Consider the following 21,708-nt stretch of genomic DNA (forward strand, 5'->3'; position numbering starts at 1 on the left):
CTCCTGATCAGGAGTAACCCCGTGCTGACTCATCTCGATTCCCAAGGTCGCGCCAACATGGTCGACGTCACCGAAAAAGCCGTGACGTTCCGTGAAGCGACCGCCCAAGCGCTGGTGCGCATGCAGCCCGAAACCCTGCAGATGATCGTCAGTGGCGGTCACCCTAAAGGTGACGTGTTCGCCGTGGCGCGCATTGCCGGCATTCAGGCGGCGAAGAAGACCAGCGATCTGATTCCCCTGTGCCATCCGCTGATGCTCACCGGCGTCAAGGTCGAGCTCAGTGCCGAAGGCGATGACACCGTGCGCATCGTCGCGCGTTGCAAGCTGTCCGGGCAGACTGGCGTCGAGATGGAAGCGTTGACGGCCGCCAGTGTCGCCGCGCTGACTATCTACGACATGTGCAAGGCCGTGGACCGTGGCATGACCATCGAAAGCGTGCGGCTGCTGGAAAAACTCGGCGGCAAGAGCGGCCATTTTCAGGCAGATCAACCATGAACCTCACCGTGAAGTTTTTTGCCCGCTACCGCGAAGCCCTCGGCGTTGACTCGGTCAAGGTTGAAGGTGATTTCGCCACCGTCGACGATGTGCGTGCGCTGCTGGCTCAACGTGACGGTGCCGACGTGTTGAGCGAGCAGAACCTGATGTGCGCGCGCAACGAGGACCTTTGCCAACTCGACGAGCCGGTGACTGACGGTGATGAAGTGGCGTTCTTTCCGACCGTGACCGGGGGCTGACATGGCGATTCGCGTGCAGTCCACGGCGTTCGATCCGGGTGCTGAAGTCAATGCCATGCACGCCGCCAATGTCGGTGTTGGCGCGGTGGTGAGTTTTGTCGGTTACGTGCGCGACTTCAATGACGGGCTCGATGTGGCCGGGATGTTTCTCGAGCACTATCCGGGCATGACCGAAAAGGCTCTTGGCAAAATCGCCCTCGAGGCTGAGCAGCGCTGGCCGCTGTTGAAGCTTGAAGTGCTGCACCGGATCGGCGCCCTGGAACCGGGCGAACCGATCGTCTTCGTCGGCGCTGCGAGTGCCCACCGCCAGGCGGCTTTCGACGCCTGCGCCTTTGTCATGGACTACCTGAAAACGCGTGCGCCGTTCTGGAAGAAAGAAAACACCACTGACGGGCCGCGTTGGGTCGAAGGGCGTGACAGCGATCATGCGGCGGCGGATCGCTGGAAGCAGTGATTCCTGCGGCGTCTACAAGTACGCCTTCGCGGGCAAGCCCGCTCCCACAGGTTTTGTGTCGTGAACAGATTATGTGAACAACGTAAAAACTGTGGGAGCGTGGCTTGCCCGCGAAGAGGCCATCAGCAACACCAAAAATCCCAATGACCCACCGCCCGACCACTGGCCGGCACATCTTCATTTTGCCCGATTGACGACCTATACATTAAAGTCCAGTATGGAATTATAAGTACAAAAAAGGCGTTCCCCTGTTCCAGCTTTGTCTTCTGTCTTGCCAAACCAACAACAACCCGCGAGAGAACGAACATGAAGAAATTCCCCCTCATTACCGGTCTGGCGCTCAGCCTGTTGGCGTGCAGCTCTCTGTTCGCCGCTGACAACACCCTGCGCATCGGCATCGAAGCCGCTTATCCACCGTTCGCCTCCAAGACCGAAAAAGGCGAGATCGTCGGTTTCGACTACGACATCGGCAATGCCCTGTGCGCGCAGATGAAGGTCAAGTGTGTGTGGGTCGAAGGCGAATTCGACGGTCTGATTCCTTCCCTGAAAGTGAAGAAAATCGACATGGCGCTGTCGTCCATGACCATCAACGAAGACCGCAAGAAGTCGGTCGACTTCACTCACAAGTACTACTTCACCTCATCACGCCTGGTGATGAAGGAAGGCGCGGCTGTGGATGACCAGTACGCCAGCCTCAAGGGTAAGACCGTCGGTGTGCAGCGCGCCACCACCACCGACCGTTACGCCACCGAGGTGTTTGAGCCGAAGGGCATCAACGTCAAGCGCTACGGCAACAACGAAGAAATCTACATGGATCTGGCAGCCGGTCGCCTCGACGCCATTTTTGCCGACACCATTCCGCTGAGTGACTTCCTGGCGATGCCGCGTGGCAAGGGCTACGCGTTTGTCGGGCCGGAGTTGAAAGATCCGAAGTACGTGGGCGAGGGCGCCGGGATTGCGGTGCGCAAAGGCAACAGTGAGTTGGTTGCCAAGCTGAACACGGCCATTGATGGCATTCGCGCGAGTGGCGAGTACCAGAAGATTTCCGAGAAGTATTTCAAGTCTGACATCTACGGCGACTGATCAACCGCATCGCGAGCAGGCTCACTCCCGCATTGGAATGCGTTTCTCCTGTGGGAGCGGGCTTGCTCGCGAAGGGGCCCGATTAAACAACACACCTCTCAGGACTTAACCCTTCAATTCCTTCAAATGCTTGTAAACCGTCGCCCGCCCCATGTTCAGCACATTGGCCACGTAGTTCGAAGCACTCTTCCCCTTGAAGGCCCCCTCGGCGTGCAACGCCAGCACCAGCTCGCGTTTGTGGTCGCGCGTCAACACGTTCAGGCTCAGCTGACGTTCGCGCAGCCAGGCGTGCAGAAAGGTATTGATCCGCTCCTGCCAGTCATCACGAAACAGTGAATCCGGCTGCGGGATCAGCTTGCTCGGCGACAGGAACAGATCCAGCGCCGCTTTCGCGTTCTCAAACAGCGAAATATTCAGGTTGATGCACAGCACCGCCAGCGGATGACCTTCGCTGTCGCGCAAGACGCTGCTCAGGCTGCGAATCTTCTGGCCATCCCAATTCAGCTTTTCGTACGGCCCGATGTTCCGTTCGCTGACATCGTCGCTGAGCATGTCCTCCAGCGCCGAGTCGTCACCGATCTCCCGCTTGGACAGGTTGTTGGCGATGTAATCGACCTTCTGCGTGCGCAGGTCATGCAGCACCACTTCGGCGTGGGGGAAGAACAGCGTTGCGATGGCGTCGGCGATCGCACGGTAGTTGTCCAGAGAGGTGTTATCCACAGCCGGGTCTTTTTCAGGTGCGTTCATACAGTGGAACTCCAGGCAGCGTCAGCGCCCTGCAAAAAGGGCGCTGGAAGTTTGCCGCAATCGTGTCGACACGTCACCTGAGGGCGACAATCAGCCCAGGCGAGCAGGGGAGAGCATCTCGGCGTCCAGGCCGAAACGGCTGAGCTGATCCGGCAAGGCTTCACCGCGTACCAGCGCAGCGCTGGCCTGGCCCATGGCGGGTGAAGTCTGGATGCCGTAACCGCCCTGTGCCGCGACCCAAAACAGCCCCGGCACTTGCTGATCGAAGCCACTGATCAAATCGCCATCGCTGACGAAGCTGCGCAGGCCGGCCCAGGTGCGGGTCGGGCGGCGGATGGTCAGGGTGGTGGCTTCTTCTATCTGGTAGATGCCCATGGCGATGTCCAGCTCTTCAGGCTGCACGTCGTGTGGTTCCACCGGGTCGGCATTGGCCGGCGAGCCGAGGAACATCCCGGCATCGGGTTTCATGTAGAACGATTCGTCGAGGCTGACCAGCATCGGCCAATGGTGGATGTCCACGCCCTCGGGGCCGGCGAAAATGAACGCCGCACGCCGCTTGGGTTGCAGGCCCAGCGGCTTGGCGCCGGCCAGCTCGCCGATCTTGTCGGCCCATGCGCCTGCCGCGTTGATGATGACCGGTGCGCTGAAGGTCTGACCGCTGGTTTGGACCTGCCACAGGCCTTCGGTGTCACGGTTAAGGCCCAGTACTTCGCAGTCGGTATGCACTTCGCTTTTATTGCGTCGGATGCCGCGCAGGTAACCCTGGTGCAGGGCATCGGTGTCGATGTCGCTGGCGGTCGGATCGTAGATCGCGCCGTGGACTTTTTCCCGGCGCAGGATTGGCAGGCGTGCGCAGGCTTCGTCGGCGCTCAGCAGTTGCATCTCCGACACCGTGGCCTTGGCGCTCATGTATTGATTGTTCAGCTCGGCCGGGTCGCCGGTGAAGTCCACGGTCATCTCGCCGCGTGGGGTCAGCAGCGGGTGTTCGCAGAAACCGGCTGGCGGCGCGTCGAAGAAATCGCGGCTGGCCTGGGTCAGTGCCCGCACCTGCGGTGTGCCGTAAGCGGCGGTATACAGCGCAGCGGAGCGTCCGGTGGAGTGATAAGCCGGATGGGACTCGCGTTCGAGCACAATCACCCGAGCGTGCTGCGACAGCCAGAAACCGGTGGAAGCGCCGGCAATCCCGCCGCCGATGATGATGAAGTCTGCCTGGCTCATGAACGTCTCCTGTCGAGCGCAAATACCGAAATTGTAGAGATCCATTGTGGGAGCGGGCTTGCTCGCGAAAGCGGTGTGTCAGTCCACTCATTGGTGAATGTCAGACCGCATTCGCGAGCAAGCCCGCTCCCACAGGATTTAGGTGTCAGGGCTGCAAGCGGTAGATGGCATTGGCCAGCGCGATGTCTTCCAGGCCCAGGCCGATGGAGCGGAAGAACACATGGCGGTCATAGCCGGGGCGTTGGACTTTTTCGCTGAGCAGATCGGGCAGGTCGCCAACGATGGCGTTCTTGTCCCAGCCATGTTGTTCCCCCGCAATCAGCATTTCACCCGCCGAGCCCGGCGTGGTCTGACGATAGTCGCAGAACACCTGCATGTCGTTGAGGCTCTGCGGTGGCACTTCGTGGGCGCGAGGGGCGTTGGTGCTGATCGAGGTGATCAGCGCCGGTTTGCTCAAGCTGGAGGGATCGATCACCGGGCCGGCGGACGAGGTGCAAAGCATGATCACGTCAGCGTCCCGGATCGCCGCTTCGCGACTGTCGGCGATGGTCAGGCGCGAATCGAGGCTTTTGAGCTGTGCCAGCGTTTCAGGATTCTTATCGCTCAGGCTCGGCGAGTAGAGGCTGATGCTCTGCCAGTCACGAAGACCTTTCACGTAATGCAGGTGTGTCTGTGCCACCTTGCCGCTGCCGATGATCGCCAGGCGTTGCGCCTGTAACGGGGCGAGGGCATCGACGGCGACGGCAGTGGTCGCGGCCGTGCGAGCGGTAGTCAGTTCGCCGGCATCGCAAAGCAGCAACGGCTGGCCGGTTTGCATCGACATCAACAACGTCCAGGCGGTCACCAGTGGACCTTGCTCGCGCACGATGTAAGGCGATGTCTTGACCCCGTACACGCCGTCTTCAGCCAGCACGCCCAGGTAGTTGATGAAATCGCCAGCGCCCTGGGGGAATTCCACCAGCTGTTGGGCCGGTTGCACCGCTTGCCCCTCGGCCAGGTCGCGGAACAGCTTGCGCAGGATCTGTGGCACGTCGATCTGCGCCAGCAGCTCGCGGGCCTGGGGTTGGGTGATCACGTAAGGCGTACTGGACATGGTCGGCTCCGAGCGCTGCAATTAAACTAATTTGTCCATTATGGACTTTTAGTTGTGTCGAGCAATATCGGGACGAAAAAAAAGCGCAGTCCGTTTCCGGCTGCGCCTCTTTCAGCAAGGGCCCGGGTTACGGGCGCTTGCGCTCAACCGCCCGCAGTAGATGCGTCGGCGGCGTTTCACAGCTGATTTTCCGACCCAGCAACGCCTCGATAGACGGTAGCTGGTAGGAGTCGTCTTCACCGGCAAAACTGATGGACACGCCATCGGCGCCAGCACGACCGGTACGACCGATGCGGTGCACGTAATCGTCCGGGACTTCCGGCAGGGTGAAGTTGATCACGTGGCTGATGCCGTCGATGTGGATGCCACGACCGGCCACGTCGGTGGCGACCAGCACGCGAATCTTGCCTTCGCGGAAACCTTCCAGGGTCTTGATGCGCTTGTGCTGCGGCACGTCGCCGGACAGTTGCGCGGCGTTGACGCCGTCACGCACCAGGCGTTCTTCGATGCGCCGCACTTCATCCTTGCGGTTGGCAAACACCATCACCCGCTCCCAACCGTTGTCGTTGACCAGGTTGTAGAGCAGTTTGTATTTATCGGCACCGGCAACGGCGTAGATGTGTTGCTCGACGTTTTCGCTGGCCACGTTCTGTGATTCGATCTCGACGATCGACGGGTCGGTGGTCCATTGCTTGGCCAGGTTCATCACGTCTTCGGTGAAGGTCGCGGAGAACAGCAGCGTCTGACGCTCGTTCTTCGGTGGCGTCTGGCGAATGATCTGACGCACTTGCGGGATGAAACCCATGTCGAGCATTCGGTCGGCTTCGTCCAGCACCATGACTTCGACCATGTCCAGATGCACGTCGCCGCGCTGGTTGAAGTCGAGCAGGCGACCCGGAGTGGCCACGAGAATGTCGCAGTGACGGGCTTCGAGGTGCTTGAGCTGCTTGTCGAAATCCATGCCGCCGACAAACGTCATGACGTTGAGGCCGGTGTACTTGGTCAGGTCGGCGGCGTCCTTGGCGATCTGCACCACCAGTTCGCGGGTCGGCGCGATGATCAGCGCCCGGGGTTCACCCATGTAGCGTTCCTTGGGTGGCGGTGTTTCCAGCAGCTGGGTGATGATCGAGATCAGGAACGCAGCGGTTTTGCCGGTGCCGGTCTGGGCGCGACCGATGGCGTCTTTGCCGGCGAGGGTGAAGCCCAGCACTTGCGCCTGGATCGGCGTGCAATACGGGAAGCCCAGGTCCTGGATGGCGTGCATCAGTTCCGGAGCGAGTTTGAAATCGTGGAAACGGGTTTTGCCTTCCTGGGGTTCGACGGCGAAGTCTTCGAGTTTCCAGGGGATGACTGGCGCTTTGGGTTTTGGTTCGCGGCGCGGTTTTGCCGGTTTCGGCGTTTCGTTGCGCGGTGGCTCGGAGGCAGAAATATCGACAGGTTGGGCGGCCGGTGTGGTCACTGGCTCGTGTTTCGGTGCCGCTACGGTTGCGGTCCGGCCAGGCTGATTACCGTCGGTGCGGTGGCTGGGGATGTGAGACGGAGCGCTGGCAACTGGCGCGAGCTGCTCAGTCTCGCTTTTACCGAACATTTTCTTGAGTGCTTTGAGCACGGTCATCTCATCAATTGGTTAAGGAATATACGCCGGCCAGTGTAATGCAAGAATCGGGCGCGGCGTAGTGGGATGGATCAATGGGTAGCTTTTAGCGCAAACGCTCGGCCAGCCAGACGCCGATGTCGCGAATTTCCTCGGGTAACACTTCGTGGCCCATTGGGTATTCCTGCCATGTCACGGTGACACCATGCTGCTTCAAAAACTCGTAAGCGGTGCGACCCATGGCGTTTTGAACCACGTCATCGTACTGGCCGTGCAAAGACAGTACGGGAATGCGCTGCTGGCTGGCGGAAAGCTCCAGTTCATTGCTGAAGGTCGGTGCATAAGTGGAGAGGGCAAGTACGCCACCCAACGGCCCCTGCCATTTCAGGAAAGCGGTGTGCAAGACGACAGCGCCGCCTTGGGAAAAACCTGCCAGAAAAATCCGCGAGGCGTCTATTCCGCTGGCGCGCTGCTCTTCGATCAAGTCGAAGACTCTCTGCGCCGACGCTTCCAGCTGCTCACGGCTGATCGCGCGCGCCGGGCTCATGGCCAATATGTCGTACCAGCTCGGCATCTCGTAGCCGCCGTTGATGGTCACGGCGCGGGTCGGTGCCTGCGGGAGAACGAAGCGGGTGGTCAGCAGGCTTTCCTGCAGGGCTTCGGCCACTGGCAGGAAGTCGTAGCGGTCGGCGCCCAGGCCGTGCAGCCATATCACGCAGGCGTCTGCGGGCTTTACGGGTTGAAGAATCAAGGGCTCGGTCATGGCTGCTCCAATGTTGTGCGTGCGCTCTCAATGAGTGCGAGAGATGAGTGCGCGTCTGGTTGATCCGTTAAGAAGATGTCGCAAGGCTACAAGTTTTGCTATTGACCTGTCGCCGAACGGCTTCGGCGAGCGGTCTGGTACGGGCTTTGCTATGGGAAAGCCTGTACTGAAAATCCCACGCCTGTCGGTAACACTATCAGGCCATGGTGGTAGGTGGGATAGCAAAAGAATCCGGTGATGGATGTTCGCCAATGGCCGCTACGGGCTTCGCGAACGTGAAAGGGCTACCGCCCGTTCGGCCGATTGGTGAGAAGTGAGTAATCCATGATGTGGGTTTTCTCCTACTAGACTCATAGCGCAGGTCCTACGTCGGTTGACCCCAAAAAAAGCCAACACGGGTCGACTACGCCTCATAAGGGTGCGACAGGACTCAAGCTCCGACACAACAAGAGCAAAACTGGAGGTTTGAATGAAGATGTTGAAATCCACCCTGGCTATCGTGACTGCAGCCGCAGTACTCGGTGTCAGCGGGTTCGCTCAGGCGGGTGCAACCCTGGATGCAGTGCAGAAGAAAGGTTTCGTACAGTGCGGTGTAAGTGACGGTCTGCCGGGCTTCTCGGTTCCGGACTCCACCGGCAAGATCGTGGGTATCGATGCTGACTACTGCCGCGCTGTGGCTGCTGCCGTATTCGGCGACGCGACCAAAGTCAAATTCAGCCAGCTGAACGCCAAAGAGCGCTTCACCGCGCTGCAGTCTGGCGAAATTGACATTCTGTCGCGCAACACCACCATGACCAGCTCCCGTGACGCGGGCATGGGCCTGAAGTTCCCGGGCTTCATCACCTACTACGACGGCATTGGCTTCCTGGTAAATAGCAAGCTGGGCGTCAAGAGTGCCAAAGAGCTCGACGGTGCGACCATCTGCATCCAGGCCGGTACCACCACTGAGCTGAACGTTTCCGACTACTTCCGCGGCAACGGTCTGAAATACACCCCGATCACCTTCGACACCTCCGATGAAAGCGCCAAGTCGCTGGAATCCGGTCGTTGCGACGTACTGACCTCCGACAAGTCCCAACTGTTCGCTCAGCGCAGCAAGCTGGCTTCGCCGAAGGACTACGTGGTTCTGCCGGAAACCATTTCCAAGGAACCGCTGGGCCCGGTCGTGCGTAACGGCGACGACGAGTGGCTGGCCATTGTTCGCTGGGTAGGCTACGCCATGCTCAACGCTGAAGAGGCTGGTGTCACTTCGAAGAACGTCGAAGCCGAAGCCAAGGCCACCAAGAATCCGGACGTCGCACGTCTGCTGGGTACCGACGGCGAATACGGCAAAGACTTGAAAGTGAAGAAGGACTGGGTCGTCCAGATCGTCAAGCAAGTGGGTAACTATGGCGAAGTGTTCGAGAAAAACCTCGGCAAAGGCACTCCGCTGGAAATCGACCGCGGGCTGAACGCCTTGTGGAACGCTGGCGGCATTCAATACGCACCACCAGTGCGCTGATGGTTCTATCACCCGGTGGGCCAACCACCGGGTGATGTTCTGTTCCATTACATCCGGGGCACTTCATGCAAAATTCAATCGGCGCACCAAAGCAGAGGCTCAGCCTCAGCGATCCCAAAGTGCGTGCGTGGCTATTTCAGATCATCACCATTGTGGCGGTGGTCTCCATGGGCTGGTATCTGTTCGATAACACCCAGACCAACTTGCAACACCGGGGCATTACTTCCGGCTTCAGCTTTCTGGAGCGCAGTGCCGGTTTCGGCATCGCTCAAACCCTGATCGACTACACCGAATCGGACAGCTATGCCCGAGTGTTTGTCATCGGCCTGCTCAATACGCTGCTGGTGACCTTCATCGGGGTCATCCTGGCGACGCTCCTCGGTTTCATCGTCGGCGTTTCACGCCTGTCGAAGAACTGGATCATTGCCAAGCTGGCGACTGTTTATGTGGAAGTCTTCCGCAACATTCCGCCGCTGCTGCAAATCCTGTTCTGGTACTTCGCGGTGTTCCTGACCATGCCAGGGCCACGCAACAGCCATAACTTCGGCGACACCTTCTTCGTTAGCAGCCGCGGCCTGAACATGCCGGCCGCGTTGACCGCGGATGGTTTCTGGCCCTTCGTGGTCAGCATCGTCGTGGCCATTGTCGCCATCGTGCTGATGAGCCGCTGGGCGAACAAGCGCTTCGAAGCGACTGGCGTACCTTTCCATAAATTCTGGGTTGGCCTGGCGCTGTTCCTGGTGATCCCGGCACTGTGCGCACTGATCTTCGGCACGCCGGTGCACTGGGAAATGCCCAAGCTGCAAGGCTTCAACTTCGTTGGTGGCTGGGTGCTGATCCCGGAACTGCTGGCACTGACCCTGGCCCTGACCGTGTACACCGCGGCGTTCATCGCCGAGATCGTGCGTTCGGGCATCAAGTCGGTCAGCCACGGCCAGACCGAAGCGGCGCACTCGTTGGGCCTGCGCAACGGTCCGACCCTGCGCAAGGTGATCATCCCGCAAGCCCTGCGCGTGATCATTCCGCCGCTGACCAGCCAATACCTGAACCTGGCGAAGAACTCCTCGCTGGCGGCCGGTATCGGTTATCCGGAAATGGTGTCGTTGTTTGCCGGTACGGTGCTGAACCAGACCGGGCAGGCGATCGAGGTGATTGCCATCACCATGAGCGTGTACCTGGCGATCAGTATCAGCATCTCCCTGCTGATGAACTGGTACAACAAGCGCATTGCGCTGATCGAGCGGTAAGGAAAAGCGCATGAGTACTCATACTTTCAAACCCGACATGCCACCACCGAGCAGCAGCATCGGTGTGGTGGCGTGGATGCGCGCGAACATGTTCTCCAGCTGGCTCAACACCCTGCTGACCCTGTTCGCGTTCTATCTGATTTACCTGGTGGTCCCGCCAATCCTGCAGTGGGCGATCCTGGACGCCAACTGGGTCGGCACCTCCCAGGCCGACTGCACCAAGGAGGGCGCCTGCTGGGTGTTCATCCAGCAGCGTTTCGGCCAGTTCATGTACGGCTACTACCCGCCGGAACTGCGCTGGCGCGTGGACCTGACCGTGTGGCTGGCGGTCATCGGCGTGGCACCGTTGTTCATCTCGCGCTTCCCGCGTAAAGCGGTGTACGGGCTGAGCTTTCTGGTGCTGTACCCGATCATTGCCTGGTGCCTGTTGCATGGCGGCGTTTTCGGCCTGACCCAGGTGGCGACCAGCCAATGGGGCGGCCTGATGCTGACCCTGGTGATCGCCACCGTCGGTATTGCCGGTGCGTTGCCGCTGGGGATCGTGCTGGCGCTGGGCCGTCGTTCGAACATGCCGGCGATTCGAGTGGTCTGCGTGACCTTCATCGAATTCTGGCGCGGCGTGCCGTTGATCACCGTGCTGTTCATGTCCTCGGTGATGCTGCCGTTGTTCCTGCCCGAAGGCATGAACTTCGACAAACTGCTGCGGGCGCTGATCGGCGTGATCCTGTTCCAGTCGGCCTACGTGGCCGAAGTGGTGCGTGGCGGTCTGCAAGCGATTCCCAAAGGTCAGTACGAAGCGGCTGCAGCGATGGGCCTCGGTTACTGGCGCAGCATGGGCCTGGTGATTCTGCCGCAAGCCCTGAAGCTGGTGATCCCGGGCATCGTCAACACCTTCATTGCGCTGTTCAAGGACACCAGCCTGGTGATCATCATCGGCCTGTTCGACCTGCTCAACAGCGTCAAGCAAGCCGCCGCCGACCCGAAATGGTTGGGCATGGCCACCGAAGGCTATGTGTTCGCGGCCCTGGTGTTCTGGATTTTCTGTTTCGGTATGTCGCGCTATTCCATGCATCTGGAACGCAAGCTCGACACTGGCCACAAGCGTTAGGAGTTCTGTAATGAGCGAAGCAATCAAAAAGCCTGTGAGCCCTGAAGGCATTATTCAGATGCAGGGCGTGAACAAGTGGTACGGCCAGTTCCACGTACTGAAAGACATCAACCTGAACGTCAAGCAGGGCGAGCGAATCGTCCTGTGCGGCCCGTCAGGTTCCGGCAAGTCGACGACCATTCGTTGCCTCAACCGTCTGGAAGAACACCAGCAGGGTCGCATCGTGGTCGATGGCGTGGAATTGACCAACGACCTCAAGCAGATCGAATCGGTCCGTCGTGAAGTCGGCATGGTGTTCCAGCACTTCAACCTGTTCCCGCACCTGACCATCCTGCAGAACTGCACGCTGGCGCCGATGTGGGTGCGCAAGATGCCCAAGCGCCAGGCCGAAGAAATCGCCATGCATTACCTGGAACGCGTACGCATTCCGGAGCAGGCGCATAAATTCCCGGGGCAACTGTCCGGCGGCCAGCAACAGCGTGTGGCGATTGCCCGCGCCCTGTGCATGAAGCCGAAAATCATGCTGTTCGACGAACCGACTTCGGCACTCGACCCGGAGATGGTGAAAGAGGTTCTGGACACCATGATCGGCCTGGCCGAAGACGGCATGACCATGCTCTGCGTGACCCACGAAATGGGCTTCGCCCGCACCGTGGCCAACCGCGTGATCTTCATGGACAAAGGCGAAATCGTCGAACAGGCTGCGCCGAACGACTTCTTCGATAACCCGCAGAATGAGCGGACGAAGATGTTCTTGAGCCAGATCCTGCATTGATTGGTACTTGGCAGTGAAATAAACCCGGACAGTGTTCCGGGTTTATTTTTGCCTGGAGTTCAGGGTCTCAGGACAGGTCCTGTTTCAGAATTCGGTCCGATTCAGCTCGATGTGTCCTTGCGCTCAAGCGCCAGACGTACCGCTCGAAGTGCATTGAGGCGCCCGTATCCATAGTAATGACTATGACCTGCCTGATCATACTGACCGAGCGGGCCATCGTCGACATGGCCGATCTTGTCGCAACAATCAGCGAGGATTTGTCGAACAGCTTCGCGATCAAGTGCTTGATTGACTCCCAATATCAGCGCTGCCACGCCTGCTGCACCTGGACAGGCACTGGAGGTTCCACTGAACGATTCGGTGTAGGCCGCATTGTCTGGATCTGCAAATTTCCCGCTCAGGTCCGTGGTGCGAATGCCTCGGGTTTGCGGGATCGAGGTCGCGGGTTTGAATTTTGGATCCGGGTGCGGCTGGTCTCCGCTCGGAAAGGTGCACCAGAGCGCTTTGCCGTAATCGCTGTAGGCGCTACGTCGGCTCTGGTCATTGCAGGCACCGACGGCAATGACCATGGGATGGCTGGAATACCCATCGTTATCCACGCATTCATTCCCGTTGCCGGCACCAAAAAAAATGACGCAGCCTTTTCCGTTGCGACCCTTGGTCGCTGCATACTCAATGGCCAGTCGCGTGCTTGCAGCCAGTGGAAACACTTGGGTGTGCCGGGGGTCGGTGGGGTCGGCCCAATGACCTTCTGCAGGACCCCAGCTACAGGAAATGATATCGGCGCCCTTATCGGCGGCCCAGAAAAATGCGTCGGCTTCTGCCCGTGCGCCCAAAGGTTTGGTGAGCTTCAGCGGCATAAGGCTGGCCCGAGGGGCAACGCCGCTGGCGCCGGTGTCGCCATTGGCGCAGGCGACACCGGCGGCGGCTGTGCCGTGACGTTCATGGGCGTTTTTCGGCCGTGGGCCTTGCTTGGCATTACGGCGATCAAAGTTTTGCGCCCCGACGACTTTGCCGCATCCGGCAAATTCGGGATGGTCGATATCAAAGGCGTCGTCAATGACCGCGATGACAATACCTTCACCCTGAGTCAGGTCATGGGCCGCTTCAACGTTGGCGCTGGCATCGATGTGCGCCTGATAGGTCACGGTGGTCTTTTTCAGGTGCCACTGATTGTCGTGGATCGCCCGGCGTTTTCCCTGGCGCAATATTTCCGGATGACAGTAATCGATGTCTTCGCGCTGGAGCAGCTCAAGTGCGAATGAGCACACCTTGGTCCCGCAGCAATGGCTGTGATGAACGAAAAAGGCATTGGTCGCGTAGGGGACCTGCTGTTTGATGGTCAGCCCCAGCTCATCGAGTATCACGAGACACTGAGTCGAGGTGAGTTGATCAATAAATTTCAAAAAGATGTTTTCGGTGTAGAGAACAGGCTCCTGAGTGTGAGGATCGACCAGCACACTGCCGGCAAAGCGCAACTCCGGCAATTCACGCAACAACGCTTTGCGTCTGGATAAATCCGTATTTTTAGGCAGTTCGAAAACCTGCACGTCGGCGTCCTCGATGTGGTGCAGCAGATGACCGCCCGCCAGTGCGTGACAGGCTTTTTCGCATCCCATTATTGCGCCGATATCCTTTCCCCCCCGGCCGCGCACGGCGAGCAGTTGCTGACTTTTTGTCAGAAAAAAAGAAGGGCTGCCCTTCTTGCCGAAGTTGACTTCTTCCATGCGGTTTCCATTCCCTCTAGTGCAACGTGCCGAGCGAAACGCCCGCTCATCAATCTGCGAAATTCTGACGACAGGTTGCTGCAGTGGCTGTCAGCTCATTTCGTTGAAGGCGTAGGAAATTGCTCCGCGAATGAAGAGCTTTTTCGCTTCTTCCTGTGGAAATGCTTGCACGCTGTGTCGAGGCTCCACCTGATCCGCCGTTACTTGTGGGGGCGCACGATGTTGACTAACATGTCAGAAAATTCATCCTATGATTGGATGAAAGGGCGAATCCTATGGCAGAAATTTCTCTACTCGTTAAGCGATCCCTGGTCGATCAGGCCCTGGATCAACTGCGTCAACGCATCAACGACGGCGCCTGGCAGGTCGGCCAGCGCCTTCCTACTGAGCCAGAGCTGTCCGCCGAACTGGGCATCAGCCGCAACACCGTGCGTGAGGCCATGCGCGTACTGGCGTTTTCTGGGTTGATCGAAATTCGTCAGGGTGACGGCAGTTACTTGCGGGCGGTGATCGATCCGCTGGATACGATGAAGGCGTTATCGCGCTGCTCCCATGAACAGGCCCGCGAAACCCGGCACATCCTTGAAGTCGAAGCCATCGGCCTCGCTGCCTTGCGCAGAACTGATGAGGACCTTGTGGCCTTGCGCGAAGCATTGGGCGTCAGCGGCAGCCACTATCACGGTGATCTCGACAGCTACATCGCCTGCGATCTGGTGTTCCACCGTCGCCTGGTGGACGCCGCGCACAACCCGACTCTAAGCGAGCTGTACCGCTATTTCTCCAGCATCATCGGCGCGCAGTTGCGCCAGACACTGAACATCACTCCTCGACGCCAAGAGGTGTTCGATCTTCATATCGAACTGCTTGATGCGGTCGAACAACGCGACCCGGAACGGGCCAAAGCCCTGTCGAGGCAGTTGATCAATGAACCTTGAAACCGAGAATTCCATGTCTAGCCGCACCAGCAACATCCCTCAGCCCAAGCGCACAGCGGAGCTCGAAGAGCTGCTGATCGACTGCGAGGCCGATGACGAAGAGGTCCAGCAGCATCATCCGATCCTGCGTCGTCCGTGGCTGTTGCTGCTGGGTTTGATCCTGGTGGCGCTAAACCTGCGCCCGGCGCTCTCGAGCATGGCGCCGATGCTCAGCGAGATCTCGAAGACCCTCGGTCTATCGGCGGCCCAGGCCGGTTTGCTGACGACGTTGCCCGTGCTGTGTCTTGGCTTGTTTGCTCCGCTGGCACCCTTGCTCGCGCGACGTTTCGGCGCCGAGCGTGTGGTGTTGGGGATTCTGTTGATGCTGGCCGGCGGGATCATCCTGCGCAGTTCGTTCGGTGAAATCGGCCTGTTTGCCGGCAGCGTCCTGGCCGGCGCGAGCATCGGTGTGATCGGCGTTTTGTTGCCGGGCATCGTCAAGCGCGACTTCCCGAAACAGGCCGGGACCATGACCGGCGTGTACACCATGGCACTGTGTCTGGGCGCGGCGATGGCGGCCGGCGCGACGGTGCCATTGAGCGAGCATTTCGACAAAAGCTGGGCCTTGGGCCTCGGTTTCTGGGTGGTGCCGGCATTGGTGGCCGCGATTTTCTGGTTGCCGCAAGTCGGTCAGAAGCACGGCGCGCACAACGTCGCTTATCGGGTTCGCGGCCTGTTACGTGATCCGTTGGCCTGGCAAGTGACGCTCTACATGGGGCTGCAATCATCCCTGGCCTACATTGTGTTCGGCTGGTTGCCGTCGATCCTGATCGGTCGCGGCCTGACGCCGACCCAGGCTGGCCTTGTGCTCTCTGGTTCGGTGATCGTCCAGTTGGCCAGTTCACTGGCGGCGCCGTGGCTGGCAACCCGGGGCAAGGATCAGCGGCTGGCGATTGTCATCGTCATGCTGCTGACTCTCGGCGGTCTTTTTGGCTGTCTCTACGCGCCGATCGAAGGCCTGTGGGGCTGGGCGATCCTGCTCGGTCTGGGGCAGGGCGGTACGTTCAGCCTGGCGTTGACCCTGATCGTGCTGCGCTCGCGCGATTCCCATGTCGCCGCCAACCTGTCGAGCATGGCCCAGGGTTTCGGTTATACCCTTGCGTCGATGGGGCCGTTCGCGGTCGGTATCGTGCATGACTGGACAGGTGGCTGGACGGCGCTGGGCTGGATCTTCGGCGTGATCGGCCTCGGCGCCATCATCGCCGGCCTCGGTGCTGGACGGTCGTTGTACGTTCAGGTCGAAAGCGAAAAAGTCTGAGCCTTCACACTGTCGGTATTCGGGCCACGAATGCCGATAGTGTTCCGCGCATTTGTTGACTATCGTGCAGGCAATCCTTCAAACGTTCGGAGCCTGCCCATGAGTGATGCCAACCGCGCATTGATCACCCAGTTCTACCAAGCCTTTCAGCGGCTGGATGCCGAGGCCATGAGCGCCTGCTATACCGACGATGTGCTGTTCAGCGATCCTGCATTTGGCGAACTGCGCGGCCGCGATGCCGGCGACATGTGGCGCATGCTCACGACTCGGGCGAAGGATTTCTCCCTGACGTTCGATAACGTTCGAGCCGAAGAACGCACGGGCGGCGCGCATTGGGTCGCGACGTACCTGTTCAGCCAGACCGGCAACACGGTGGTCAACGATATTCAGGCGCAGTTCGTGTTTCGTGACGGCAAGATTTGCGAGCACCATGACAGCTTCGATATGTGGGCCTGGTCGCGGCAGGCGCTGGGTTTCAAGGGATTGCTGCTCGGCTGGTCGCCAGCAGTGAGAAATGCCGTTCGCGCTCAAGCCTTGAAGGGGCTGAAGGCATTCCAGGCCAGTCGCTGATAAGATCGCGGCTTGTTTCCTTTCAAGCCTTGATCGTCACGTGAACACCCCGAGCGAATCTCCCGTCATTGCCGCCGAACCGGCACCGGTCAACAAGCCCTGGTTCGTCTACCTCGTTCGCGCGGCCAATGGTTCGCTCTACTGCGGGATCAGCGACGATCCCGTGCGCCGCTTTGCCACTCACCAGAGTGGCAAGGGCGCGCGCTTCTTTCTCTCCAGTCCGGCCGTGGCGTTGGTCTACACGGAAGTTTGTCGCGACAAGGGCGAAGCACTGCGCCAAGAACGCTTGATCAAAAAACTCAAGAAAAGCGCCAAGGAATGCCTGGTCGCAAGCGCTGCCGTAGGCTTATCAACCTGACTGATAAGTGCCCATCAGGCAGATCTGTAGGCTGCCCACGAATTGCGCGCTAAGCTGCGGATTCCTTATCCGTGCGGCGGAGCCGAGCATGTCCGAGTTGATTCTTCATCATTACCCGACGTCCCTTTTCGCCGAAAAGGCCCGCCTGTTGCTGGGTTTCAAGGGGCTGTCCTGGCGTTCGGTGAAGATCTCGCCGGTGATGCCAAAACCTGATCTGACGGCCCTGACGGGCGGCTATCGCAAGACCCCGGTGTTGCAGATTGGCGCTGATATTTATTGCGACACCGCGCTGATCGCCCGTCGTCTGGAGCAGGAAAAAGCCTTGCCGGCGTTCTTCCCGGAAGGTCAGGAAATGATCTGCGCGACCTTCGCCGCCTGGGCCGATTCGGTGGTGTTCCAGCATGCGGTCAGCCTGGTGTTTCAGCCGGAATCCATCGCCGTGCGCTTCGGCAATATGCCGCCGGAAGCGATCAAGTCATTCCTGGCTGATCGCGCCGGGTTGTTCAGTGGCGGCAGCGCTGCCAGGTTGTCGGCCGAGCAAGCACGGCATCAATGGCCGACGATCATGGGGCGCCTAGAGCAGCAGTTTCAGCGCGAGCAGGGTGATTTCCTGTTCGGCGAGCCGTCGATTGCCGATTTTGCGTTGGCGCACTGCCTGTGGTTCCTCAAGGCGACGCCGGTGACTGCACCGCTGGTTGATGCTTATCCGGCGGTTTCTGCGTGGTTAGGGCGGGTGATGGGCTTCGGTCATGGCGCGTCCAGCGAGATGACGTCCGAGGACGCGTTGGCGGTGGCGCGCAATGCCACACCGGCCGCGTTGCCGGATGAGCAGTTTGATGAACCGAATGGTTTTGAAGCGGGTCAGCAGGTGGTGATCGCGGCGACCGACTACGGGGTTGACCCGGTGGCGGGTGAGTTGCTGTTTGCGGGCAGGGAAGAATTGATTCTGCGTCGAGAAGACGAGCGTGGCGGCTTGGTGCATGTGCACTTTCCGCGGTTTGGATTCCGCATAGAAGCGAAGTAGCCTGCTTCACGAATGGTTGGACTGGCTCGAACCTGTGGCGAGGGAGCTTGCTCCCGTTGGGCTGCGCAGCAGACCCAAACTCTTCGCAATGAATGCCTGTTTTGTGAGTGCTGCGCACTCAAGCGGGAGCAAGCTCCCTCGCCACAGGGATTGAGTAAGTCAGATGGGTTACTTCAGGGCTGCGAGGATTGCATCCGGGTCATACCCGCGAATCAACGTCCCATTCACATCGATGATCGGAATCCCGCCGCCACCCAACGCCTCATAGGCCTTGCGCGCCTCGGCATCCTTTTCGATATCGAATTCCTGGTACGGAATGCCTTTCTGATCGAGAAAGCGCCGCGTCAGTTTGCAGTAGCCACACCACTCGGTCGCATAGAGCACGACACTGGCCTTGGCCTGGGTCTGCTCCGACACCACCTGCGAGGGGTTGAACACCCGCTCGATCTTGCCCCAGTTCTGATAGACCACAACCACCAGCAGGATCAGCAGGCATTTTTTCAGCACGCCGTTCAGCATCAGTTACGTCGCTTGAGCTGATCAGTCAGCTGAGTGGGCAGGCCTTTGATGATCAGCGTGCCGGCTTCTTCGTCGTATTCGATCTTCGAGCCCAGCAGGTGCGCTTCGAAGCTGATCGACAGGCCTTCGGCGCGACCGGTAAAACGACGGAACTGATTCAAGGTGCGCTTATCTGCCGGAATTTCCGGGGACAGGCCGTAGTCCTTGTTGCGAATGTGATCGTAGAAAGCTTTCGGGCGCTCTTCGTCAATCAGCTCCGAAAGTTGTTCCAGGCCCATCGGCTCGCCGAGCTTGGCCTGGCTGCTGGCGTAGTCCACCAAGGTTTTGGTCTTCTCGCGGGCGGACTCTTCGGGCAAATCTTCGCTTTCAACGAAGTCACTGAATGCCTTGAGCAGGGTGCGGGTTTCGCCCGGGCCGTCGACGCCTTCCTGGCAGCCGATGAAGTCGCGGAAATACTCCGACACCTTTTTCCCGTTCTTGCCTTTGATGAACGAAATGTACTGCTTCGATTGTTTGTTGTTCTGCCACTCGGACACGTTGATCCGCGCGGCGAGGTGCAATTGGCCCAGGTCCAGGTGGCGGGACGGCGTCACGTCCAGCTGATCGGTCACTGCTACGCCTTCACTGTGGTGCAGCAGCGCGATCGCCAGGTAATCGGTCATGCCCTGCTGGTAATGCGCGAACAGCACGTGGCCGCCCACAGAGAGGTTCGACTCTTCCATCAGTTTTTGCAGGTGTTCCACCGCCACCCGGCTGAATGCCGTGAAATCCTTGCCGCCCTCGAGGTATTCCTTCAGCCAGCCGCTGAACGGATGCGCCCCGGACTCGGCATGAAAGAAACCCCAGGCCTTGCCTTGTTTGGCGTTATAGCTTTCGTTGAGGTCGGCAAGCATGTTCTCGATGGCGCTCGACTCGGCCAGTTCAGAGTCGCGAGCGTGGAGAACTGCAGGTGTGCCGTCGGGTTTTTTGTCGATCAGGTGGACGATGCAATGACGGATCGGCATGGGCTTCTCGGCTGATTGATGAGAGGAGGGCGCGCTCCCCCAAAAAGTGCCAAGTGTACCGCAACCACTGGTTTTGGCGCGGCTCAAAGGGCAATTCGCAGGCGTGCGGCGGCCCTTATGCAGTTTTTTCCTGTTTTAGAGCAATAAAGCTGACCAAATGGGTAGCTAGAGGCGGATATTTCCCCGTCTCTGTGCTAGTTTTGCCCCGTCTTACGCGAAGTCACTGCGTTAAGCGTGCATTCAGCATTTGTCAGGTCGAACCAAACCCTGATTTCGGTATCTATAACCCCGATCCCGTGGTTATTGGCCGAGGGTGCCAGATCCAGAAGATCGGGCTCGATGGCTGACACTGCACTCTGCAATCCATATGAATTTGATAGGGAAGGAACACTACATGGCTCTTACTAAAGACCAACTGATCGCCGACATCGCTGAAGCTATCGACGCGCCAAAAACCACCGCGCGTAACGCTCTGGACCAACTGGGCCAAATCGTTGCCGATCAGCTGGAAAACGGCGGCGAAATCACTCTGCCAGGTATCGGCAAACTGAAAGTGACTGAGCGTCCAGCCCGTACCGGCCGCAACCCTTCGACTGGCGCTGCCATCGAAATCGCTGCCAAGAAAGTTATCAAGCTGGTTGTGGCCAAAGGCCTGACCGACGCTGTTAACAAGTAAGACGCAGTAAAAAAAGCCGTGCTCCGGAGCGATCCGGGCACGGCTTTTTTGTGTCTGCGATTTGGCGATTGACCTGCAGCACCACTAAACCAATGTGGGAGCGAGCAAGCCCGCTCCCACAGTTGATCTGCGTTGGTCAGTTACCCTTGCGGGCCCAACGCTCACGCCAGACCTGCTGCTCGGACTTGGTCTGGAAGGTCCAGGCGACGAAGCGGCTTTGCTTCTGGCCCTGGGACATTTCCACCACCTGGCTTTCCAGAACACCGGCCTTTTTCAGCGCCGTCTGGATCGAAGGCAGGTTTGAAGCCTTAGACACCAGCGTGCTGAACCACAGGACCTTGTGCTGAAAGTGCGCACTCTCGGCGATCAGTTGCGTCACAAACCGGGCTTCGCCCCCTTCGCACCACAGTTCGGCCGATTGACCGCCAAAGTTCAATACGGGCAGCTTGCGTTTCGGGTCGGCGCGGCCCAGGGCGCGCCACTTACGCTCGCTGCCTTTGGTCGCTTCGTCCATCGACGCGTGGAACGGCGGGTTGCACATGGTCAGGTCAAAACGTTCGCCCGGTTCGAGCAAGCCCAGCAGGATGTGCTTGGGATTGCTTTGCTGGCGCAACTGGATGGCTTTGTTCAGCCCGTTGGACTGCACGATGGCTTTGGCCGCGGCTACGGCCGTCGGGTCGATTTCCGAGCCGAGGAAGTGCCAGCGGTAATCGCTGTAGCCGATCAACGGATAGACACAGTTGGCGCCCATGCCGATGTCGAGCACCTTGACCGGCGCCCCGCGCGGGATTTCGCCGTCGTTGACGCTGGCCAGCAGGTCGGCCAGGAAGTGCACGTAATCGGCACGGCCCGGCACCGGCGGGCAGAGGTAATCGGCTGGAATGTCCCAGTGAGCAATACCATAGAACGACTTGAGCAGCGCCCGGTTGAACACCCGCACCGCATCCGGGCTGGCGAAGTCGATACTTTCCTTGCCGTACGGGTTGATGATCACGAACTTCGCCAGTTCCGGCGTGGTTTTGATCAGCGCCGGGAAGTCGTAGCGACCCTGATGGCGATTGCGCGGGTGCAGGCTGGCCTTTTCACGCGGCTCAACGGCTTTGGCCGGGGTCGCGGTGTCAGGCTTCTTGCGCGCAGGTCTTGGTGTGCGGGGGGCGTTCATGGGCGTGGTCGATTCGGGCATGGCTGAAAGTGGCGGGTATTGTCCCACATTCAGGCCTTGTGAACCCAATACCTGTCGGAGCGGGTGTAGTGGTGTTTCTGGGTAAGTAGCAGGCATAA

General features: G+C 59.4%; 23 protein-coding genes. 14 read left to right on the forward strand and 9 right to left on the reverse strand.

Annotated features, from left to right (window positions below; all coding sequences use genetic code 11):
* Positions 1-21: 21 nt before the first annotated feature.
* The 4 genes from moaC to ACA060_RS04815 all read left to right on the forward strand — a co-directional run bounded on the left by moaC (position 22) and on the right by ACA060_RS04815 (position 2,271).
* Complete coding sequence (gene moaC / locus ACA060_RS04800) at positions 22-495, forward strand: cyclic pyranopterin monophosphate synthase MoaC (protein ID WP_109628081.1); 474 nt, start codon at positions 22-24, stop codon at positions 493-495.
* Positions 492-734: a MoaD/ThiS family protein gene (locus ACA060_RS04805; protein WP_109628082.1), complete on the forward strand. Its 243-nt coding sequence runs from the start codon at positions 492-494 to the stop codon at positions 732-734. Before moaC ends, ACA060_RS04805 begins: the two co-directional genes overlap by 4 nt.
* A gap of 1 nt (position 735) precedes the next feature.
* Entirely contained in the window at positions 736-1,188 is a 453-nt protein-coding gene (moaE, locus tag ACA060_RS04810; protein WP_109628083.1) for a molybdopterin synthase catalytic subunit MoaE, read from the forward strand.
* A gap of 306 nt (positions 1,189-1,494) precedes the next feature.
* Entirely contained in the window at positions 1,495-2,271 is a 777-nt protein-coding gene (locus tag ACA060_RS04815) for an ABC transporter substrate-binding protein (RefSeq protein WP_109628084.1), read from the forward strand.
* A gap of 105 nt (positions 2,272-2,376) precedes the next feature.
* Here the strand turns inward: ACA060_RS04815 and ACA060_RS04820 are convergent, their stop codons facing one another.
* The 5 genes from ACA060_RS04820 to ACA060_RS04840 form a co-directional block, all read right to left on the reverse strand.
* On the reverse strand, positions 2,377-3,018 hold the full coding sequence (locus tag ACA060_RS04820) for a helix-turn-helix transcriptional regulator (RefSeq protein ID WP_109628085.1): 642 nt from the start codon (positions 3,016-3,018) through the stop codon (positions 2,377-2,379).
* A gap of 90 nt (positions 3,019-3,108) precedes the next feature.
* Positions 3,109-4,236: an NAD(P)/FAD-dependent oxidoreductase gene (locus ACA060_RS04825; RefSeq protein WP_109628086.1), complete on the reverse strand. Its 1,128-nt coding sequence runs from the start codon at positions 4,234-4,236 to the stop codon at positions 3,109-3,111.
* Between the two features lie 145 nt (positions 4,237-4,381).
* On the reverse strand, positions 4,382-5,329 hold the full coding sequence (locus ACA060_RS04830; RefSeq protein ID WP_497315743.1) for an ornithine cyclodeaminase family protein: 948 nt from the start codon (positions 5,327-5,329) through the stop codon (positions 4,382-4,384).
* A 127-nt stretch (positions 5,330-5,456) separates the two neighbouring features.
* Positions 5,457-6,944: an ATP-dependent RNA helicase RhlB gene (rhlB, locus tag ACA060_RS04835; protein WP_497315744.1), complete on the reverse strand. Its 1,488-nt coding sequence runs from the start codon at positions 6,942-6,944 to the stop codon at positions 5,457-5,459.
* Positions 6,945-7,029: 85 nt separating this feature from the next.
* On the reverse strand, positions 7,030-7,686 hold the full coding sequence (locus ACA060_RS04840) for an alpha/beta hydrolase (RefSeq protein ID WP_109628089.1): 657 nt from the start codon (positions 7,684-7,686) through the stop codon (positions 7,030-7,032).
* Positions 7,687-8,155: 469 nt separating this feature from the next.
* Between ACA060_RS04840 and ACA060_RS04845 the strand changes: the two genes are divergently transcribed.
* From ACA060_RS04845 to ACA060_RS04860, 4 genes are all read left to right on the forward strand, one after another.
* Entirely contained in the window at positions 8,156-9,187 is a 1,032-nt protein-coding gene (locus ACA060_RS04845) for an amino acid ABC transporter substrate-binding protein (protein ID WP_109628090.1), read from the forward strand.
* A gap of 65 nt (positions 9,188-9,252) precedes the next feature.
* Entirely contained in the window at positions 9,253-10,434 is a 1,182-nt protein-coding gene (locus ACA060_RS04850) for an amino acid ABC transporter permease (protein WP_109628091.1), read from the forward strand.
* A 10-nt stretch (positions 10,435-10,444) separates the two neighbouring features.
* A complete protein-coding gene (locus tag ACA060_RS04855) occupies positions 10,445-11,542 on the forward strand; it encodes an amino acid ABC transporter permease (protein WP_109628092.1) in 1,098 nt (365 codons plus the stop codon).
* A 10-nt stretch (positions 11,543-11,552) separates the two neighbouring features.
* Complete coding sequence (locus ACA060_RS04860) at positions 11,553-12,317, forward strand: amino acid ABC transporter ATP-binding protein (RefSeq protein WP_007944823.1); 765 nt, start codon at positions 11,553-11,555, stop codon at positions 12,315-12,317.
* Positions 12,318-12,418: 101 nt separating this feature from the next.
* Here ACA060_RS04860 and ACA060_RS04865 read toward each other — a convergent pair whose 3' ends face one another.
* Positions 12,419-14,044: a S8 family peptidase gene (locus ACA060_RS04865; RefSeq protein WP_497315747.1), complete on the reverse strand. Its 1,626-nt coding sequence runs from the start codon at positions 14,042-14,044 to the stop codon at positions 12,419-12,421.
* Positions 14,045-14,319: 275 nt separating this feature from the next.
* Here ACA060_RS04865 and ACA060_RS04870 point away from each other — a divergent pair, with 275 nt between their 5' ends.
* From ACA060_RS04870 to ACA060_RS04890, 5 genes are all read left to right on the forward strand, one after another.
* Positions 14,320-14,979 (forward strand): FadR/GntR family transcriptional regulator, encoded by a 660-nt coding sequence (locus ACA060_RS04870; protein ID WP_497315749.1) that lies wholly within the window; start codon positions 14,320-14,322, stop codon positions 14,977-14,979.
* Positions 14,969-16,276, forward strand: a complete 1,308-nt coding sequence (locus tag ACA060_RS04875) for a CynX/NimT family MFS transporter (RefSeq protein WP_497315751.1) — start codon at positions 14,969-14,971, stop codon at positions 16,274-16,276. Before ACA060_RS04870 ends, ACA060_RS04875 begins: the two co-directional genes overlap by 11 nt.
* A 99-nt stretch (positions 16,277-16,375) precedes the next feature.
* Complete coding sequence (locus tag ACA060_RS04880) at positions 16,376-16,846, forward strand: nuclear transport factor 2 family protein (RefSeq protein ID WP_109628103.1); 471 nt, start codon at positions 16,376-16,378, stop codon at positions 16,844-16,846.
* A gap of 40 nt (positions 16,847-16,886) precedes the next feature.
* Positions 16,887-17,204 (forward strand): GIY-YIG nuclease family protein, encoded by a 318-nt coding sequence (locus tag ACA060_RS04885; protein WP_497315753.1) that lies wholly within the window; start codon positions 16,887-16,889, stop codon positions 17,202-17,204.
* An 88-nt stretch (positions 17,205-17,292) separates the two neighbouring features.
* On the forward strand, positions 17,293-18,228 hold the full coding sequence (locus tag ACA060_RS04890; RefSeq protein WP_497315755.1) for a glutathione S-transferase family protein: 936 nt from the start codon (positions 17,293-17,295) through the stop codon (positions 18,226-18,228).
* Positions 18,229-18,396: 168 nt separating this feature from the next.
* Here ACA060_RS04890 and ACA060_RS04895 read toward each other — a convergent pair whose 3' ends face one another.
* Positions 18,397-18,747 (reverse strand): glutaredoxin family protein, encoded by a 351-nt coding sequence (locus ACA060_RS04895; RefSeq protein ID WP_497315757.1) that lies wholly within the window; start codon positions 18,745-18,747, stop codon positions 18,397-18,399.
* Positions 18,747-19,751 (reverse strand): nucleoid-associated protein YejK, encoded by a 1,005-nt coding sequence (gene yejK, locus ACA060_RS04900; protein ID WP_497315759.1) that lies wholly within the window; start codon positions 19,749-19,751, stop codon positions 18,747-18,749. Before yejK ends, ACA060_RS04895 begins: the two co-directional genes overlap by 1 nt.
* A 394-nt stretch (positions 19,752-20,145) precedes the next feature.
* Between yejK and ACA060_RS04905 the strand changes: the two genes are divergently transcribed.
* On the forward strand, positions 20,146-20,427 hold the full coding sequence (locus tag ACA060_RS04905) for an HU family DNA-binding protein (RefSeq protein WP_007905514.1): 282 nt from the start codon (positions 20,146-20,148) through the stop codon (positions 20,425-20,427).
* Positions 20,428-20,563: 136 nt separating this feature from the next.
* On the opposite strand, the gene rlmF is transcribed toward ACA060_RS04905, so the two are convergent.
* Positions 20,564-21,589 (reverse strand): 23S rRNA (adenine(1618)-N(6))-methyltransferase RlmF, encoded by a 1,026-nt coding sequence (rlmF, locus tag ACA060_RS04910; RefSeq protein WP_109628108.1) that lies wholly within the window; start codon positions 21,587-21,589, stop codon positions 20,564-20,566.
* Positions 21,590-21,708: the final 119 nt, after the last annotated feature.

This window comes from Pseudomonas sp. LBUM1671, from assembly GCF_059695685.1.